13 protein-coding genes and 1 pseudogene are annotated in these 17,466 nt (G+C 62.4%); 5 read left to right on the plus strand and 9 right to left on the minus strand.

Translation table 11 applies throughout. The annotated features are described in order from the left end of the window. Positions 1-512: AzlC family ABC transporter permease (locus DQ405_RS19405; protein WP_168425707.1), on the minus strand; the 512-nt coding region annotated here is incomplete at its 3' end. A 212-nt stretch (positions 513-724) separates the two neighbouring features. Next, positions 725-1,294, minus strand: coding sequence for a GNAT family N-acetyltransferase (locus DQ405_RS19410; protein WP_168425708.1), 570 nt, complete (start codon positions 1,292-1,294; stop codon positions 725-727). Positions 1,295-1,768: 474 nt separating this feature from the next. Here DQ405_RS19410 and DQ405_RS19415 point away from each other — a divergent pair. Together DQ405_RS19415 and DQ405_RS19420 are read left to right on the plus strand one after the other, a co-directional pair. After that, positions 1,769-5,240 (plus strand): annotated as a pseudogene (locus tag DQ405_RS19415) (hybrid sensor histidine kinase/response regulator). An 81-nt stretch (positions 5,241-5,321) separates the two neighbouring features. Beyond that, positions 5,322-6,566, plus strand: coding sequence for an MgtC/SapB family protein (locus DQ405_RS19420; protein ID WP_168425709.1), 1,245 nt, complete (start codon positions 5,322-5,324; stop codon positions 6,564-6,566). 13 nt (positions 6,567-6,579) lie between these two features. Here DQ405_RS19420 and rmuC read toward each other — a convergent pair whose 3' ends face one another. Together rmuC and DQ405_RS19430 are read right to left on the minus strand one after the other, a co-directional pair. Next, complete coding sequence (rmuC, locus tag DQ405_RS19425) at positions 6,580-8,055, minus strand: DNA recombination protein RmuC (protein ID WP_168425710.1); 1,476 nt, start codon at positions 8,053-8,055, stop codon at positions 6,580-6,582. 132 nt (positions 8,056-8,187) lie between these two features. After that, complete coding sequence (locus tag DQ405_RS19430; protein ID WP_168425754.1) at positions 8,188-8,541, minus strand: tetratricopeptide repeat protein; 354 nt, start codon at positions 8,539-8,541, stop codon at positions 8,188-8,190. A gap of 560 nt (positions 8,542-9,101) precedes the next feature. Between DQ405_RS19430 and DQ405_RS19435 the strand changes: the two genes are divergently transcribed. The 3 genes from DQ405_RS19435 to DQ405_RS19445 are packed head-to-tail and all read left to right on the plus strand — an operon-like array spanning position 9,102 to position 12,249. Then, positions 9,102-11,666 carry a YdbH domain-containing protein gene (locus DQ405_RS19435; protein WP_168425711.1) on the plus strand — a complete coding sequence of 855 codons (2,565 nt, stop codon included), beginning with the start codon at positions 9,102-9,104 and terminating at the stop codon, positions 11,664-11,666. 38 nt (positions 11,667-11,704) lie between these two features. Next, positions 11,705-11,896 carry a YnbE family lipoprotein gene (locus DQ405_RS19440; RefSeq protein WP_168425755.1) on the plus strand — a complete coding sequence of 64 codons (192 nt, stop codon included), beginning with the start codon at positions 11,705-11,707 and terminating at the stop codon, positions 11,894-11,896. Between the two features lie 8 nt (positions 11,897-11,904). Continuing rightward, entirely contained in the window at positions 11,905-12,249 is a 345-nt protein-coding gene (locus DQ405_RS19445) for a YdbL family protein (protein WP_168425712.1), read from the plus strand. Positions 12,250-12,294: 45 nt separating this feature from the next. On the opposite strand, the gene DQ405_RS19450 is transcribed toward DQ405_RS19445, so the two are convergent. From DQ405_RS19450 to tolQ, 5 genes are all read right to left on the minus strand, one after another. Next, positions 12,295-13,281 (minus strand): lipid A deacylase LpxR family protein, encoded by a 987-nt coding sequence (locus DQ405_RS19450; RefSeq protein ID WP_168425713.1) that lies wholly within the window; start codon positions 13,279-13,281, stop codon positions 12,295-12,297. 148 nt (positions 13,282-13,429) lie between these two features. Beyond that, positions 13,430-15,391 (minus strand): PhoX family protein, encoded by a 1,962-nt coding sequence (locus DQ405_RS19455; protein ID WP_168425714.1) that lies wholly within the window; start codon positions 15,389-15,391, stop codon positions 13,430-13,432. 34 nt (positions 15,392-15,425) lie between these two features. After that, positions 15,426-16,247 carry a TonB family protein gene (locus DQ405_RS19460; RefSeq protein WP_241730079.1) on the minus strand — a complete coding sequence of 274 codons (822 nt, stop codon included), beginning with the start codon at positions 16,245-16,247 and terminating at the stop codon, positions 15,426-15,428. Positions 16,248-16,258: 11 nt separating this feature from the next. Then, positions 16,259-16,720: a protein TolR gene (gene tolR, locus DQ405_RS19465; protein ID WP_168425716.1), complete on the minus strand. Its 462-nt coding sequence runs from the start codon at positions 16,718-16,720 to the stop codon at positions 16,259-16,261. Between the two features lie 12 nt (positions 16,721-16,732). After that, on the minus strand, positions 16,733-17,446 hold the full coding sequence (gene tolQ, locus DQ405_RS19470; RefSeq protein WP_168425756.1) for a protein TolQ: 714 nt from the start codon (positions 17,444-17,446) through the stop codon (positions 16,733-16,735). Positions 17,447-17,466: the final 20 nt, after the last annotated feature.

Here is a 17,466-nt window from a genome sequence, read left to right on the forward strand (position 1 = left end):
ATCATGGCGAAATCCAGGCCCCAGCTGGCGATGTTCGGTACCGCCTGGCCAAACGCAATACCCGCCAGGGTTGCCAGTTGCCAGCTCAGGTACATCGTCAGCGCCGCCCCGAAGAAGAACCAATGCTTGTACGGCGAGGCATCGTCGCGGGCGTAGCGATGCTGGATGACAGCGAATGCCTCATCGGTCAGCCAAAAGGCCAAGGGCACTCGCCAGCGGCTCGACAGATGACGCACGAACGGCTGCAGCGCCGCGCTGTAGAGCGCATGGCGCAGGTTGACGACGAAGGTCGTGAGCAACACGACGGCGGCGCCGACCCCACCGGTAATCAGAGTAATGGCGATGAACTGTGCAGAACCGGCGAAGACCAGCGCCGACATGCCAATGGTCTGCCAGGTCGAAAGGCCGGCCCCAATGGAGAGCGTGCCGAAGATGATGCCAAACGGAATCGCGCCGACGATCAGCGGGAGAATATCGCGACAACCATGCAAGAACTCTTGCAAGCGGGACATCATGGCTCCTTAGGTGTGCACCGCAAACGATGATGGGCTACGCGCCGCCAGTACGGTCGGAACATAGGGGCGAATACGGACTGATGACCGCGGTCGAACCGTCCATGGGACGACAGACATTATCCTATGTTGGTGTCGAGGGCGACGGGTGCAGCAGCGGTGCTCTCGCGAGCAGATCCCGCCTCGCTTGTGCCCTGGCCGGTCGCAACGGATCAGCCGTTGGCGCGCGATTCTAGCAGTGCTTTGACGGCGGGCCATTCACGGTCGGTAATGCTGAACAGGACAGTGTCGTCCAGCCTTCCATCAGCGAGGCGACGATGGTTGCGCAGCAGCCCTTCTCGCTGGGCGCCGAGTTTTTCGATGGCACGCTGGGAGCGCAGGTTGCTGGCAGCCGTTTTCAACTGCAGGCGCACCAGCTGCCACTCCTCGAAGGCGTGTCTGAGCAACAGGTACTTGATCGCAGTATTCAGACCGCTGCCGTGCTCGGTCCTGTCCAGCCAGGTCCAGCCGAGTTCACTGGCCGGCAGCGATGGATTGAAATCGGCGAAGCGGGTGGTACCGACGATGCGATCTCCCATGCGCAAGGTGAACACCACCGCCCGACCCTCGCGCTGTTCGCTGAGCGCGAAACGATACCAGTCCGGGCGCAGCGGGCCGTTGAGGTAGACCAGCTCGTCGCGGTTATGCTCGGCAAGCTCCACCAGGGCCGTGATATCGGTTTCTGCTAGCGGGTCCAGACGCAGGGCTCCCCGCTGCAATGTGACCGGGCGCGGCGTGAACATCAAAAGATCTCCTGATTACATGGGCGGAAGGGGCGCTGTTGTGATCGCAACACAGGTAGGAAGTGCCCGGAAACCAAGGCCATCTGTACGACACCGCCGACCCGAGGCAAGCCTGGTAACGTGACGCCCGACTGGCGGCAGAATACGGCAGCGATTTCGCGAGTGGCCAGACCAGCCAGCGGATCGTCTAGCCCGGGCGCTCTCGCCGATCCGCCTGTGGCCATTCATCTCATGCGACCATGGTCGCAGCCGCAACACGCTGGCCTCTTTTACTGCGAAACTTTGCAAATTCATTTATCAATAAGCGGCAGTCTTCCGGCTATCCCAGAACCTGCCGAGCTTGAACGGCCGACCGAGCGGCATCTCGGTCTGAACAGTCGCATTGCATCGCTGGCCCTGGTCGGCATAGCGCGCAATCGACCGCCATATCGGCTCGGGCTGGGGTCCGCTCTTCATTTGTTGTCTGGAGTTCGCATGTCGTTGTCCGGTGGGCTGATCGCGCTGGTCGCCTTCGCTTATATGGCCGTGCTGTTTGCCATCGCTTTCTACGGCGATCGCAACAGCGCACCGATGTCCCCGCGTATGCGCGCCTGGGTCTATAGCCTATCGCTGGCGGTCTACTGCACAAGCTGGACCTTCTTTGGCGCCGTCGGCCAGGCCGCCGAGCAGCTCTGGTCCTTCTTGCCTATCTATCTCGGCCCGATCCTGCTGATGCTGCTGGCGCCTCATGTGATTCAGAAGATGATCATGATCAGCAAGCAGGAGAACATTACCTCCATCGCCGACTTCATCGCCGCGCGCTATGGCAAGTCGCAGCTGCTGGCGGTAGTGATCACGCTGATCTGCCTGGTTGGCGTACTGCCCTATATCGCACTGCAGCTCAAGGGCATCGTGCTTGGCGTGAACCTGCTAATCGGTAACCACGGAGAGGCGGCAGCCGGTTCCGGTGCGCAGGACACCGCGCTGATCGTCTCGGTGGTGCTGGCGCTGTTCACCGTGCTGTTCGGTACGCGCAATCTGGACGTCACCGAGCATCACCGCGGCATGGTGCTGGCGATCGCCTTCGAATCGCTGGTCAAGCTGTTTGCCTTCATCGCGGTCGGCGCCTTCGTCACCTTCGGTCTGTATAACGGCTTCGGCGACCTGTTCAATCAGGCTTACGACTCGTCTGAGCTGGTTGGGTACTGGGAAGAAACCGTGAACTGGCCGTCGATGCTGGTGCAGACGACCGTCGCGCTGATGGCGATCGTCTGCCTCCCGCGCCAGTTCCACGTGACTGTGGTGGAGAACATCGAGCCACGCGATTTCCGTCTGGCGCGCTGGGTATTTCCGTTGTACCTGGTTCTCGCCGCCATCTTCGTCATTCCGATCGCCCTGGCCGGGCAGATGCAGCTACCGGCGGGCGTCAGTTCCGACTCGTTCGTGATCAGCCTGCCGCTGGCCGAAGCGCATCCGGCGCTGGCAATGCTGGCGTTCATCGGCGGCGCCTCGGCGGCAACCGGCATGGTCATCGTCGCCAGCGTGGCGCTGTCGACCATGGTGTCCAACGACATGCTGCTGCCCTGGTTGCTGCGTCGCAAGGAGGCCGAACAACCCTTCGAGGTATTCCGCCACTGGATGCTGTCGGTGCGCCGCATCAGCATTGTCGCCATTCTCTTGCTGGCCTATGTGAGCTACCGATTGCTCGGGTCCAGCGCCAGCCTGGCAACCATCGGCCAGATCGCCTTCGCCGCGCTGACTCAGCTGGCACCGGCCATGGTCGGTGCGCTGTACTGGAAGCAGGCCAACCGGCGCGGCGTGTTCGCTGGCCTCGCCGCCGGCGCGCTGGTCTGGGTGTACACGCTGATTTTGCCGCTGCTGGGCTGGCCACTGGAGATGTTCCCCGGCCTGCAGTGGATGTACACCACCGAGCTGCCGTTCGATACCAGCGCGTTGACGCTCGGCGTGATGCTGTCGCTGGTGAGCAACGCGACACTGTTCTTCTGGGTGTCGATCCTGTCGCAGACTCGCGTGGCCGAGCATTGGCAAGCCAGTCGTTTCATCGGCCAGGAAATCCACGCCACGCCGAACGCCCGCCGGCTGCTCGCGGTGCAGGTCGAGGACCTGCTTTCTCTCGCCTCACGCTTCGTTGGCGCAGAGCGGGCGGAGCTCAGCTTCCAGCGCTTCGCCCGGCGTCATGGTCATGATTATTCGCCCAAGCAGCAGGCCGACGGTCAATGGATTGCGCACACCGAACGGCTGCTGGCCGGTGTCCTGGGCGCGTCCTCGACCCGGGCCGTGGTCAAGGCCGCGCTGGAAGGCCGGGACATGCAGGTCGATGACGTGGTGCGCATCGTCGGCGAGGCCTCCGAGGTGCTGCAATTCAACCGGGCGTTGCTGCAGGGGGCTATCGAGAACATCACCCAGGGCATCAGCGTGGTCGACCAGTCGCTGCGGCTGGTCGCCTGGAATCACCGCTATCTGGAGATCTTCGACTACCCGGACGGGCTCGTGTACATCGGTCGGCCCATCGCCGACATCATCCGCTACAACGCCGAGCGAGGCCTTTGTGGTCCCGGCGACGCGGATACCCACGTGGCCAAGCGGCTGTACTGGATGCGCCAGGGCCGTGCGCACACCTCCGAACGCATGTTCCCCAACGGCAGAGTGGTCGAACTGATCGGCAACCCGATGCCGGGCGGCGGCTTTGTCATGAGCTTCAGCGATATCACTGCCTATCGCGAGGCGGAACGGGCGCTCAAAGACGCTAACGAAAGCCTGGAGCAGCGCGTCGCCGAGCGCACCCAGGAACTGTCGGAATTGAACAAGGCACTGACCCAAGCCAAGAGCACCGCCGAGGCCGCCAACCAGTCGAAGACGCGCTTTCTCGCAGCAGTCAGCCACGACCTGATGCAACCGCTGAATGCCGCGCGGCTGTTCTCTGCCGCCCTCTCCCATCAGCATGAGGCGTTGCCAGCTGAGGCCCGGGATCTCGTGCACCACCTGGACGGCTCGCTACGCTCGGCTGAGGATCTGATATCCGACTTGCTGGACATTTCCCGCCTGGAGAACGGTCGCATCACGCCCGATCGCAATCCTTTCCCGCTGGCCACCCTGTTCGACACGCTGAGCGCTGAGTTCACCGTGCTGGCCGCCGAGCAAGGCGTCGTTTTCAAGGTGCATGGCAGCCGGCTGCGGGTCGATAGCGACATCCGCCTGTTGCGCCGAGTGCTGCAGAACTTCCTGACCAATGCCTTCCGCTACGCCAAAGGCCGCGTGGTGTTGGGCGTACGCCGTCAGGGCTCTTCCTTGCGGCTCGAGGTATGGGACCGCGGCCCGGGTATCGCCAAAGACAAGCTTCAGGTGATCTTCGAGGAATTCAAACGTCTGGACAGCCACCAGACCCGTGCCGAAAAAGGCCTGGGCCTGGGTCTGGCGATTGCCGACGGCTTCTGCCAGGTCCTCGATCACCCGTTGTCGGTACGCTCATGGCCTGGCAAGGGCAGCGTGTTCAGCGTGACGGTCCCAATCGCCAGCAATGTCGTTCGGCAGGTCAAGACCAATGGCAACGGCGAAGCGCAACAAACCGCACTAACCGGCATTCAGGTGCTGTGCATCGATAACGAAGACAGCATTCTGGTCGGCATGCACAGCCTGCTGTCGCGTTGGGGTTGCCAGGTCTGGACTGCCAGCAACCGGGCCGAATGCGAGGCGTTGTTGCGGGAGGAATGTACGACCGCAACTGGTGCTGGTCGACTATCACCTGGATCATGGCGAAACCGGTTCCGACCTGATGGCCTGGCTGCGCACCCGTCTCGGCGAGCCGGTACCGGGTGTCGTCATCAGTGCCGACGGGCGCCCCGAACTGATCGCCGCCATCCACGCAACGGGATTGGATTTCCTTGCCAAGCCGGTCAAACCAGCGGCTTTGCGCGCGCTGATGAGCCGTCACGTGCCGCTGCACTGAAGCAGACTTGCGCCAGGGCAAGTCTGCGCCAAGCGCGACGGCTAGACTGAAACCGTCCGAAGCTGCCGGCATATCCCGCACATGACCCTTGAACTGTTGCTGAACCTGGCCACCGCACTGAGCGTTGGCCTGCTGATCGGTACGGAGCGCAGCTGGAGCGGGCGCGATAATGCCGGGCAGGAGCTGGCCGGCATTCGCACCTTCGGCCTCGCCGGACTGTTCGGCGGCCTGGCGACGCTAAGCGCCATCCATTTCGGCGCAGCCGCATGGATCGCGACGTTCGTCGCGCTCGCCCTGCTGACCATCGCTGGCTATGTGATCGAGTCCCGCACTTATGCCGACCATGGCATGACCACCGAAGTGGCGCTGTTGCTCACCTTCCTGCTCGGCAGTCTCGCCGTCGCTGAAATGCGATTGCTGGCCGCTTCCGTTGCCGTTGTGGTGGCACTGTTGCTGAGCCTGAAAGCGCGACTGCACGGCGCGTTGCGCAAGCTAAGCGAGGCCGAACTGAGCGGCGCACTGAAGCTGCTGTTCATTTCGGTGGTGTTGTTGCCGGTGCTGCCGAGTCAGGGTTACGGTCCCTGGCAGGCGTTCAACCCCTATACCACCTGGTGGATGGTGGTACTGATCGCCGGCATCGGCTTCGCCGCCTATGTCGCCATACGTGTGCTGGGCACCCGTCACGGATTGATGGTCACCGCGCTGCTCGGCGGTATTGTCTCCTCCACCGCCATGACCATTACCCTTGCCCGCTTGAACACCGAAAAGCTGCGGCCGGCGTTGGCCGCGGGCCTGCTTGCGACTTCGGCATTGATGTTTCCGCGGGTGCTGCTGGAAGTCGGCTTGATCAACCGAGCGCTGCTGCCGTCGCTGCTGGCCCCGATGTTGACCGCCGGGTTGATCTACACGGCCGGAGCGCTGTTCTATTACCTGCGCGCCGGGCAACAACCTCCGAGCGGTGCCGAACCACCCTTGAAGAACCCCTTCGAGCTGGGCCCAGCCCTGCGCTTTGCCGGCCTGCTGGTGATCATTCTGTTTCTAGTCGAAGGCGCACGGCGATTGCTGGGTGATACCGGCATCTATCTGGTCGCACTGCTCTCAGGACTGACTGACGTAGACGCCATCACGCTGTCGCTCTCGAACAGCGCCCGGACCGACCTGAGCGAAATGGTCGCGGTCCGCGGCATTTTTCTTGCCGCGCTGAGCAATAGCTTGGTCAAGGCCGGGCTGATTCTGTTCATCGGTGGTCGTGCGATGGCGGTGCTGACGCTGCCGTTCATGCTTGGCGGCCTAGTCGCCGGGCTCGCGGTACTGTGGCTGGCATGAGGTAGCGCGACGCTCAATCCTCGGCTTCTTCCAGCGGCGTTTCGGCCCCGGCGCGCTCCAGCCAATCGGCCGGCAATCGCTTGCTGGCACGGGCGCCCAGCAGTTTCAGCTGCTCGGCGCGCCCCACCAGATTGCCGCGTCCGTCGGTGAGCTTGTTACGTGCGCCAATATAGGCCTTATCCAACTGCTGCAGACGATTGCCGATCTCGTCCAGATCCTGGATGAACGCGGCGAATTTGTCGTAGAGCGCACCGGCGCGCTCGGCGATCTCTCGGGCATTCTGGCTCTGTCGCTCCTGCCGCCAGAGGCTGTCAATCACCCGCAGCGTGGCGAGCAAGGTGGTTGGGCTGACGATCACGATGTGTTTGCTATACGCCTCTTGGAACAAGTCGGGATCGCCCTGCAACGCTGCGGCGAACGCCGCCTCGATCGGCACGAAGAGCAGCACGAAGTCCAGACTCTGCAGCCCCTCGAGACGCTGATAGTCCTTCAGCGACAAGCCCTTCAGATGATTGCGCAGGGACAGCACATGCTGTTTCAGTGCCAGTGCGCGGCTGCCTTCGTCTTCGGCGCAAGTCAACGCCTGATAGGCCGTGAGACTGACCTTGGCGTCCACCACCACCTGCTTGTTGCCCGGTAGCTGGATCAGCACATCAGGTTGGAACCGTTCGCCGTCGGCACTCCTCAGGCTGACCTGCGTGTGGTATTCGCGCCCTTTCTCCAACCCGGCATGTTCAAGTACCCGCTCGAGGATAAGCTCGCCCCAGTTGCCCTGGGTCTTCTGCCCTTGCAGGGCGCGGGTCAGGTTGGTCGCCTCGTCGCCCAGCCGCTGGTTGAGCTGCTGCAGCCGCTCCAGCTCTTTGGCCAGCGAAAAGCGCTCACGCGCCTCATTCTGGTAGCTTTCCTCGACGCGCTTTTCGAACGACTGGATGCGCTCCTTCAGCGGATCGAGCAGCTGTCCGAGGCGTTCATGGCTGGCCTCGGCAAAGCGTAGTTCGCGCTCTTCGAAGATCTTTCCAGCCAACTCGGCGAACTGCGCGCGCAGCTCGTCCCGGGCGCCCTGCAGGTCTTCCAGGCGCTGCTCGTGGGTCTTCTGCTGTTCATTGAGCTCAGCGGTAACCGCTGCATGCGCGGCGCTCAGCGCGCGTAGCTCGGACTGCTGCGCATCACGCTCGGCTTCCAGGTCGTTGAGCGCATCGCGCGTTTCCAGACGCTGCGCCTGGAGCCACTCGGCTTCGCGGCGCAAGGCTGCCAGCTCGGCCTGCAGCGCCGCGCGAGACTCACTGAGGTCGGCATGGGCAAGGCGACCGGCCTCGAGCTGCGCACTCAAGCCCTCCTGCGCCATGGTGGCCTGAGTGAGGCGCTCGTCGAGCAAGGCAAGCTCGGCCTGGCGCTGGGAGAGACGATGCTGCAGAAACATGGCGAGAGCGGCCAGCAGCATACAAAGGGAACCAAGGCCGGCGAGCAGATAGGTGGGATCGAGAGGCATGAAGGGCTCCGGCTGAATTGCCCGGCAGTATAGCCAGCCGAGATGTGCCGGTCAGGCCGAACGCTTTGTCCAGGCCGCGCGGGCTTCCTTGCCGAATAGCCCGCAGGCCATGCAACCCGCTGGAAGGAAGTTCTAACGCTTGGCGAGGAACCGCTTAAGAACCCGCGAGGCTTCGGCAGATCCTTGCGCAGCGGCTTGCTCCAGCCAATGCCTGGCCTTACCCGGCTCGCGATATTGAGGCTGGCAGTACAGCTGCCCTAGCTCCAGTTGTGCCTGGCAATCGCCCGCGCGAGCGGCCTGCCGTAGCAGCTCGAAACCAATGCGCCGATCACGCTGGCTGTCGCAGTCCGTGCAAAGCAGCCGTCCGAGGCGACTCTGCGCTTCGACCACACCTTCGAGCGCCGGCTGCTTGAGCATCCGGCCTGCGATTCGTTTGACACTTTTGGTCTGTCCTAGACGGTGGCTGTCGAGCAGCCACAGCGCCATGCGCAACGGCAGGCGCGGAGAAGTTGAAGTGCTATCGACCGTAGTCGATGCGAGAGGACGCGTTCTCATGGTCACCGAAAGCTTCGGGGGGACAAGGGCGCGCACTCTACTCTTTTTTTTCAGAGAGTTAAAGACTTGAAAAAAAACTTAAACAGAGAACCGGATCACACAAAAAATTAATCCACAGAAGCTGTGGATAACTCGGTGGACAAACAGGTTACAAATTTCGCTAGGGCCTATGGTTAGCGGCCTGCGGTTAAACTGGCGCTTTTTTCACCAATGAAAAATATCCTTATTTATCAGCAAGTTATTATCGATCTATGCCCTGGCGTGGTTTGCGACAGTTCGTCATAAGCGCTTGACAAGGCCCCCCGACGAATGTGCACAAGTTTGGCACGCCAAGCATGAAGTGCCCGTTCCAAGCGGTTTTGAGCAGCCAGGTGGCTATGAGCAAGGAACTTTCGGCGGCATGACCGGTCGTCGGCCGCACCAATACAGGGCACATCGCCTAGGTGCAGCCGCCGGCTTATGCTGATGCATCGATCACAACGGGAAAGGTCATGTCGAAACGGCGGAAAGTCCTGCTTCTAGCGGTGGTAGGGTTGCTTCTGATCATCCTGGGCATCGGTGTCTATGGCGGCTTGCGCTGGCAGCAACTCAAGCGCGAGTTGGGCATCGTCACGCTGAACATCAGCGGTGTTCACTTATCGAATGATCAGCTTGAGGTGCGACAAATTGTCTTGATTCGACAGCCTGCAGGCGACGAACGGCTCTCGGTGCAGGTCGATTCCCTCCGGCTCGGCGTGGAAAGCTGGTGGCGACCGCTTCCGTTTCGCTCGCTGAGCATCAAGCACCTCGAAGCCCAATGGCAGCCGACACCCGGCGCTCAAACCGCCGATGCCCCGCTGGCCGTCCCTGATCGGCAGCAACTTGAACGCTGGGCGACCTGGGTGCCGCGCTTTGGACATATCAGCTCGTTCAACCTGACCCTTCCTTGCGAAAGCGGCACCTGCCGAGGACAAGGTGAAATGAGCTGGCGGCAAGCGGAGGACGCGGTGTTGCCGGTCACGCTGAACCTTCAACTTCGGCGCGAGGCGCACCGGCTGGCATTGCTACTGAACGCCTACGAACAAGCCCAGGAAACTCATGTGAATCTGCAGCTGGTGCTGGACGGCCAGCAGCGCCTGACCATGCAGAACCAGCTGGCGGCATCTGCCGACACGACACTGTGGCGCGGCACACTGGCCATGAGCGAGCTGCCGGAAGCACCATGGCTGATGGACTGGCTCGGCGACTGGTTGGCCTATGAGCCGCCGGCTCTGCCCGAGTTGCCTGAGCAGATGCGTATCGGCGCCGGCTGGGCGCTGCAGGTCGATACAGAGGACCTGACCGGTAGCTGGCAAGCTCTGGACGGCGAGTTTCGCCTGTCCGCCAATTTGCCCGCGCCCTGGCCGGTCGTGGGCATCGGTCAGGTGCAAGGACAGCTCGACGTCACCGCCAAAGCCGACCGTGGCACCTGGATCCCCACCGAACTGACCACCGATCTGCTGCTGCGACCGGCGGCAGCGCTGGTCGCCGAACTCCCGGCAGAGCTGAGACCCGATGCGGTCAGCCTGCAAATCACGCCCGCCGCGGCCAACCAACCGGCTGCGGCGCTGCCTTTGCAGGCGCAGCTAGCCGTCAGCGGCCCCACGTCGCTCACGCTCCGCAGCCAACTCGTGCTCGGGATCGCCGCGCCCTACGGGCTATCGTTCGAACAGACCCGAGTTCGCGTGCAAAGCGCCGAACTCTCTTTGCCTGAGATGAGCTTGAAAGGTCTCGAGGCCGACCTGCGACTGCATGGCCACGCCTCCGCAGAAACCGCTTCCGTTCGGTTCGACAAGGGTTCGCAAATTGCCCTGATGCGCTTCACCAGCGGCACGGATCTGGTGGCGAACAGAGTACAACTGAACTTATCCGGCCTCGATATTGAAACGAAGTTCTCAAATCGCGAGTTACAGACCCTATCGACCGAAGGCCAAGTCGCGATGACCATTGCCGAACTCAGGCAGCCGTCGCTGCGACCACAAGGCTGGCGCTGGAGCGGCCGAGTCGATGCCGGACGCGAACGGCTCTTGCTTGAGGGGCCGCTGAGTAACGACGCCGGACTCATCCTGCCGCTGACGCTCGACCGTAACTGGTCCCGCAAGACGACCCGATTGAACCTGAGCCTTCCCGAACTCTTCCTGCGCGCAGGCAATCCCTTGGCCGCCACACTTGCCGATTGGCCACAGGTGCTGGAGCTGAACACCGGAAGACTGCAGGGCCAGGGACAGTTCGACCTACCGGGCGATGGCCCTCTCGAGGCAAAGGCGACGCTCAGTGCCAAAGGACTCGGCGGCATCTATGACCGCACCGAGCTGCGGGGGCTGGACACGACACTATCGGTCGCGCTGCGGCGAGATCAGTTGCACCTGGACATAACCGAACTGACGCTGCAGGAAGCCAATCCCGGCTTCACCTTCGGTCCGCTGCGGTTCAAGGGTGAATATGCCGGCAATATGGATCACCTCGACCGGGGCCGGCTCGCCTGGACAACAGCCGAGCTGCAACTGCTCGGCGGGCGCCTCTGGCTGGACCCGGGCAAACTTGACCTAGCTGATGACACGCAACAGCTGAGCGTCCATCTGCGTGGCCTGCAGCTACCGCTGTTACTCGAGGCCTATCCCACCGAGGGACTGTCCGGCACGGGTATAATCGACGGCGAATTGCAGCTGCGGCGCAGCCCGGCAGGCATAAGCATCGAACAGGGCTCGCTAAAGGCGCGCGAGCCGGGGGGCGCCTTGCAGTTTCGTTCGGCGAAGATTCAGGCGCTGGGTCAGTCCAACCCGGCTATGCGGCTAGTGACCGAGGCACTGGATGACTTCCATTACGATCTGCTCGCCAGCGATGTGCGCTATGCCACCGATGGCACACTCAACCTGGGCCTCAAGCTGCACGGGCGAAACCCGGCCTTGGAAGGTGGCCGCCCGATCAACTTCTCGATTAATCTCGAAGAGGACATTCCGGCTCTGCTAACCAGTCTGCAGTTGTCCGATCGGGTCAGCGAAACCATTCAACGACGCGTGCAGGAACGCCTCAGATGAGGCACTGTAGCGACACCCCCGACCAGGAGAAGACCGTCATGCGGTTGTGCCACCCCATCAGCGTTCTGACGCTGGCTCTGCTGGCCAGCGCCTGCACTCCCCGAGTGGAACTGGCCGTGCCCAACGAGCCGATCAACATCAACCTCAACGTGAAGATCGAACACGAGATCTACATCAAGGTGGACAAGCAGCTCGACTCGATCATCAACGAAGACAGCGGATTGTTCTGAGGAGCCTTATGAAAACCTACCTGAAGCTCGGAACCCTGCTCATGGCGCTGTGCCTGGCCCTGCCTGCCGCTGCCATGTCGCTCAACGAAGCCATGGCCGCGCTCGGTCAGGCCAAGGCCAGCGGCCAGCTCGGCGAAAGACCCGACGGCTATCTCGGTGTGGTGCAAAGCGATGGCCAGGCCGAGGAGATCGCCAGCCAGATCAATCAGGCCCGGCGCGCCGAATACCATCGTCTGGCGCAGAAAAATGGCATCAACGTCAGCGATGTCGAAGCGATCGCCGGGAAGAAAGCCATCGAGAAAACACCACCCGGCCAGATCATCCAGCTCAACGGTACCTGGGTAAAGAAGTAAGCGAAGAACTCGCGGGGTGCTGATCAGCACCCCGCATGGCTGTCGTCAGAACCAGGCCGAAACCGTCAGTGAACCGAACTGATCATGCTCGTCCTGACCATGAAATTCCCGAGTTCGCCAGACGCTGGCGAACGCCAGCTGCCAGCTGTTCCAGGTCAATGCGATACCGGCCTTGGCGTCACCCACCCACTCTCGACTGTCTACCGAATGGCTGCTCTTGAAGGTGTTGCCTTCGAGCAACATGTTCTGCGCCATGTATCGGCCTTCGACGTTAGCGAAGATGTTCCAGGCGAACCCGCCACCGCGCGTGAAGAACATGCTGCCGCTCTGCGCTGGCGCCACTGCCGGGATGCTGAAACTACGCGCCAGGCCCTGGCCGATGCGCAGCCCCAGCCCGGCAGAGCCGTAGGTATACAAATTGCCCAACGAGAAGCCCGCGCTCGGCCCGTACTCGAATTCCAGTCCGGCAAAGCGTTGCTGCAACCACCAACGGTGCTGGTAGGCCAGATTGACGAAGGGCTCGTTACGCAGCTGGTTGTCCCAGCCCTTGGGCTCATCGCTGTCGGTGACTTCATGGACCCGGCGCTGGATCTTCTTGCCGCCGGCGGCAGGCCCGACGATTCCCACGTCCAGATGCAAACCGCTTGCACTGCGCCAGTCTTCATACTGATGACCAGAAAAGATCGACATCCCGGCGAACAGCAGCCCGGCATAGGGACGGTCGTCCTCGATCAGTTCAGCCCGCTCGATATCGTTTGGTGTGTAGATCTGATGCCCCAGCCGGTAAGCGACGTTGTCCACCTCGGCGGCACGCCAGCCCGGCAGCACATCGGCAAACTGGCGCGACCAGTGATCGGCATCGGGTTCGAACGAGCGCATCAGTTCGAAGCCGTTGGTGTAGTGCCCATCACTGCCGGTAGCAATCACATCGTTTTCGATTTTCAGGGAATACAGGTCAGCCTGACTGACTACCGGAACACAAGCGACGAGTACGGCGAGGGAAACGCGAGCGTGCAAGCGCGGGATTGCCATGGCCCAGCTCCTTGGTTACATGCAATAGGGAATGTATGCATGTTTTAGAGCACAGCGTGCCGCCAAACGTTCACAGATGCGCCATAGACCAAGTATCAGTAGGCTGGCCCTTGCACAGAGCCTAGCCCACCGAATCGAGCGCTGCCGGTCAACTGCCTATTACGCCACCATCGTCCTTGGTGATCAGGATCGTGGAAGCGCGCGGGCGCGTCTTGCCATCACTGGCCGGGAAACTCAGCTCGGGGTGCTGCACGTTGATCCACATGGCGCGGTAGTCCGGGCTCCAGGTGATACCGGTGATCTCGCACCCGCGCGGGCCGACCAGGAAGCGCCTAACCTCGCGGGTTCGGGGATCAGCACAGAGCAGCTGGTTGGTCCCCATGGCCTGCATCGCCGCTTCCTCATCACCGTAGTCGGTCTGGATCCACAGCCGGCCGGCATTGTCGAACGCCAGCCCATCGGGCGACGAAAAGATATCCCCGTTAATGGTGCCGGTCAGGTTGGCCGGCACCGGCTGGCCCTCTGCGGTCCTGGCGCCAGGCTGCTCACCCGCCAGCAGGAAGATCTCCCAGGTAAACGTGGTGGCGGTCGGATCAGCGCCCTGCTCGCTCCAGCGCAGGATCTGCCCGTGCAGGTTGACTGGCCGTGGATTGGCCTTGTCGGTGGGCCATTCCACGCCGCGGTTATCGTTGTTGGTCAGCGTCACATAGACCTCGCGGCTGCGCGGGTGCACTGCCACCCACTCCGGCCGATCCATGGGCGTTGCGCCCACATGGTCGCCAGCAGCACGGGCGTTGAGCAGCACTTCAGCCTGATCGGCGAAGCCGTTCTCGGCAACTAGGCCATTCTGCCCGTGAACAAGTGCCAGCCACTCGCCGCTGCCGTCTGCATTGAAGCGCGCTACATACAAGGTGCCGCTGTCCAGCAGCTGCCGATTGGCTTGATCGTCACCCGGCACGTAACGGCCGCTGGGGACGAACTTGTAGACGTACTCGCCCTTGGTGTCGTCGCCTGAATAGAAGGCCATGCGCCCGTCCTCGCCCAGCGAAAGCACCGAGCACTCGCGACAATAACGGCCGAACGCGGTGCGCTTGACCGGCTTGCTCTGCGGATCGAACGGATCGACCTCGACCACCCAACCAAAGCGGTTCGGCTCATTCACATGGCCACCGTGGGGTTGCGACGGGTCCGGCGTGGCATTGAAACGCAGGTCGGCGGTTTCCCAGCCGTAGAGTTTGCTCAGGCCCTTGCCCTCGATGCCATAGCGCTTGTGTGATACGCGCCTGGCCATGTCCTCGGCGTCATGGTTGACGAAGTAGTTGTGCCAGTTCTCCTCGCACACCAGATAGGTGCCCCAAGGCGTGAAGCCGCTGGAACAGTTATTCAGTGTGCCGATGATTTCGCGCCCGCTGGGGTCGGAAGCTGTTTTCAGCGCGTCGTTGCCGGCCAGGGGGCCGCTTACGGCCATGGGCGTCATTGCCGAGATGCGGCGGTTGTAGCGCGATGGCATGACCCGCTGCCATTGACCCTGCGTGTCTTTTTTCACTTCGATAACGCTGACGCCGTGGGCCGCCTGCTCCTTGCGCACCTCATCCAGCGGGCGCTTGCCGTCGACGAAGGTTATGCCGTTGGGGTGCAGGGGCGGGTTGACGTATTCGTGGTTCATCACCAACAGGCCGTGGCTGTCGGGGTTCTCGGGAAACGGAAAGAAGTGCATGCCGTCATGGTTGTCGCCGGCCTGCTTGAGCTGAGCCTGCCAGTCGTCGCTGGCGTCCGGGTTCCACTCCGGGGCGTCGGCCATGACGGCATCCCCCCAGGAAAAGAACGTCCGAGCACTGTAGCCCGGCGCTACCTGCACGCTGTCGAAGGCCGGGTCGAGCTGCGTCGGGATGCCCTTGAAACCGATCAGCGACTCGGATTGCACGGCGCTGCGACAGGCGCCCAGGCTGCCGCCGAGAAAGCCCAACGCGGCAAGGCCCATTCCGCCCTTCAGAAGGTTGCGCCGGCTGCGATCGACCAACTGCTCCAGCGAGGCGTTAGCGCTCGGGTTGATCGTCTGGTCGTCCAGGGCAGAAAGATTGGCGTGGAAACTCTGGAAATTCTGGTTCATTGATGGCTCGTTCTGCAAAGTGGGTCCAGCCGCATCACTGGATGCGGTAGTGAAAGGTGTTCTTCACCTCGGGAACGGTCACGGCGCGACCGTCGACGATCCGAGGTTGGTAGCGAAAGCTTTTGGCAGCCGTAATCGACGCCCGGATAAACAGTGGGTGGCAGTCGTCCAGCGCTTTTGGGTTCTCGATCCGTCCCTGCGGGTTGACCGAGTAACTGACGGTGCAGGTGCCTTCGATGCCTTTGTCCAACGCTCGCGATGGGTAGTCAGGTGCGTCTTTGGCAATGGGCAAATACTGGCGGCTCGCCGCTGCAGCGGCCTCCTGTCGCGCCCGCTCGGCTGCGGCCGACGCTTCGGCACGTGCCGCCTGTTGGCGCTGTTGTTCCTCTCGAGCCAGTTGCTCGCGACGTTCGGCTTCGCGCTGCTGCCGCTCGACCTCGATCCGTTCCTGCCGTTCGCGCTCCAGCTGCTCTTTGCGCTGCTGCTCTTTAACGCGTTGCTGCTCTCTGATACGCGCCTCTTTCGCCAGCCGTTCTTGCTCGGCGCGCTTGTACGCCAGCTCGGCCTGTTCCAGGCGCTGCTGTTCGACCTGCGGTTCTTCGATGGATTTTTCCACCAGCGGTTCCGGGGCTGGTGTCGGTTCGGGCTCGACCACGGTTTCGGTAATCGGCGTAGGGGTCGGCAGGCTGATCAGCTGGGTCTTCAGCACCTGCGTCTGACTCGGCGCGTTCAGCTCCGGCGTCCAGCCGTGCAGCAACAGACCGAACACCGCTGCGTGTAGCGCGACGGTCGCCACGGCGGCGCCGACATGGCGGCGCCATTGCGGCCGGGCTAGCGGAAAGCTGGGCAGGGGCATGCTCAAACTGCTCATGGTGCCAGCTGCCCGGACGGCGCCTCGGTAATCAGACCGAGATTCATCACCCCGCCGCGCTGCAGCTCGGCGATCCCGGCCACTACGCGGCCATAGTCAGCAGCATCATCGGCACGCACGTAGACCTGGGTGTCGCCGCGCTCGGCGATGATTGCTACGACTTTCTCGCGCATTTCCTCAAGGTCGATAGCGCTGTCGGTCTGATCTTCAGCATTCAGTTCGGTGCCAAGGTGCCAGTAGAAGCCTCCGTCGGCCTTAACCGAGAGGGTCAGGATCTGCCGCTCGTTCTCGGTGGGCATCGCCTCGGCCGCCACCTTGGGCAGCTCGATCTTCACGCCCTGCACCAACATCGGCGCGGTCACCATGAAGATCACCAGCAGCACCAGCATCACGTCGATGTAAGGCACCACATTCATTTCGGCTTTGGGGCCGTGTTTACGCTGCGGTTTGACCAGCATGGCGAAGCTCCTTCAGGCGGCAGCGGCGACGCTGGGCGAACCGGCATGCAATCGACGATGCAGGCGTGCCTGTAGCTCATTGGCAAAGCTGTAATAGCGGGCACTCAAGGTCTGGCCGCGGGCAGAGAAACGGTTGTAGGCCATCACCGCCGGAATTGCCGCGAACAGGCCGATGGCCGTGGCGATCAGCGCTTCGGCAATGCCCGGAGCAACCGTGGAGAGCGTCGCCTGCTGCACCATGGACAGGCCCAGGAAGGAGTTCATGATCCCCCACACAGTGCCGAACAGGCCGATATAAGGGCTGACCGAGCCGACCGTGGCGAGGAACTGCAAGCCACCTTCCAAACGCTCTTCTTGCTCGGAAATCGCGACATACAGGCTGCGCTCGACCCCCTCGATCACCGCATCCGGCGCAATGCCCGGCTGGCGTTGCAGCTGGCTGAATTCCTGATAGCCAGCGAGAAAGATGTGCTGCAATGCCGCCTCGCGGGGCAGCGCCTGATCGCTGCCTTCGCGATACAACTGCGTCAGTTCCGCAGCGCTGCGAAAACGCTGCAGAAACGTTTTCAACAGGCGTTCATTACGGCGTAAGGACGCGCCACGCTGAATGATGAAGTACCAGCTAGCGATCGAGGCCAGCACCAGAATCACCATCACCAGTTGCACCACCAGGCTGGCCTCGCTGACCAGTCCCCAGACCGACATGTGTTCACTTTGCATCTGTATTTCCTCCGGCCGTTCCGCGG

It is taken from the genome of Pseudomonas sp. SST3 (genome assembly GCF_003325755.1).

Excerpts from the sequence above, each read along its gene's own strand:
- DQ405_RS19420 (WP_168425709.1), top strand. The coding sequence starts at position 5,322 with ATGACCCTTGAACTGTTGCTGAACCTGGCCACCGCACTGAGCGTTGGC.
- DQ405_RS19430 (WP_168425754.1), bottom strand. The coding sequence starts at position 8,541 with ATGGCGCTGTGGCTGCTCGACAGCCACCGTCTAGGACAGACCAAAAGT.
- DQ405_RS19445 (WP_168425712.1), top strand. The coding sequence starts at position 11,905 with ATGAAAACCTACCTGAAGCTCGGAACCCTGCTCATGGCGCTGTGCCTG.
- DQ405_RS19435 (WP_168425711.1), top strand. The coding sequence starts at position 9,102 with ATGTCGAAACGGCGGAAAGTCCTGCTTCTAGCGGTGGTAGGGTTGCTT.
- DQ405_RS19460 (WP_241730079.1), bottom strand. The coding sequence starts at position 16,247 with ATGCCCCTGCCCAGCTTTCCGCTAGCCCGGCCGCAATGGCGCCGCCAT.
- DQ405_RS19410 (WP_168425708.1), bottom strand. The coding sequence starts at position 1,294 with ATGTTCACGCCGCGCCCGGTCACATTGCAGCGGGGAGCCCTGCGTCTG.
- DQ405_RS19440 (WP_168425755.1), top strand. The coding sequence starts at position 11,705 with ATGCGGTTGTGCCACCCCATCAGCGTTCTGACGCTGGCTCTGCTGGCC.
- rmuC (WP_168425710.1), bottom strand. The coding sequence starts at position 8,055 with ATGCCTCTCGATCCCACCTATCTGCTCGCCGGCCTTGGTTCCCTTTGT.
- DQ405_RS19455 (WP_168425714.1), bottom strand. The coding sequence starts at position 15,391 with ATGAACCAGAATTTCCAGAGTTTCCACGCCAATCTTTCTGCCCTGGAC.
- DQ405_RS19450 (WP_168425713.1), bottom strand. The coding sequence starts at position 13,281 with ATGGCAATCCCGCGCTTGCACGCTCGCGTTTCCCTCGCCGTACTCGTC.
- tolR (WP_168425716.1), bottom strand. The coding sequence starts at position 16,720 with ATGCTGGTCAAACCGCAGCGTAAACACGGCCCCAAAGCCGAAATGAAT.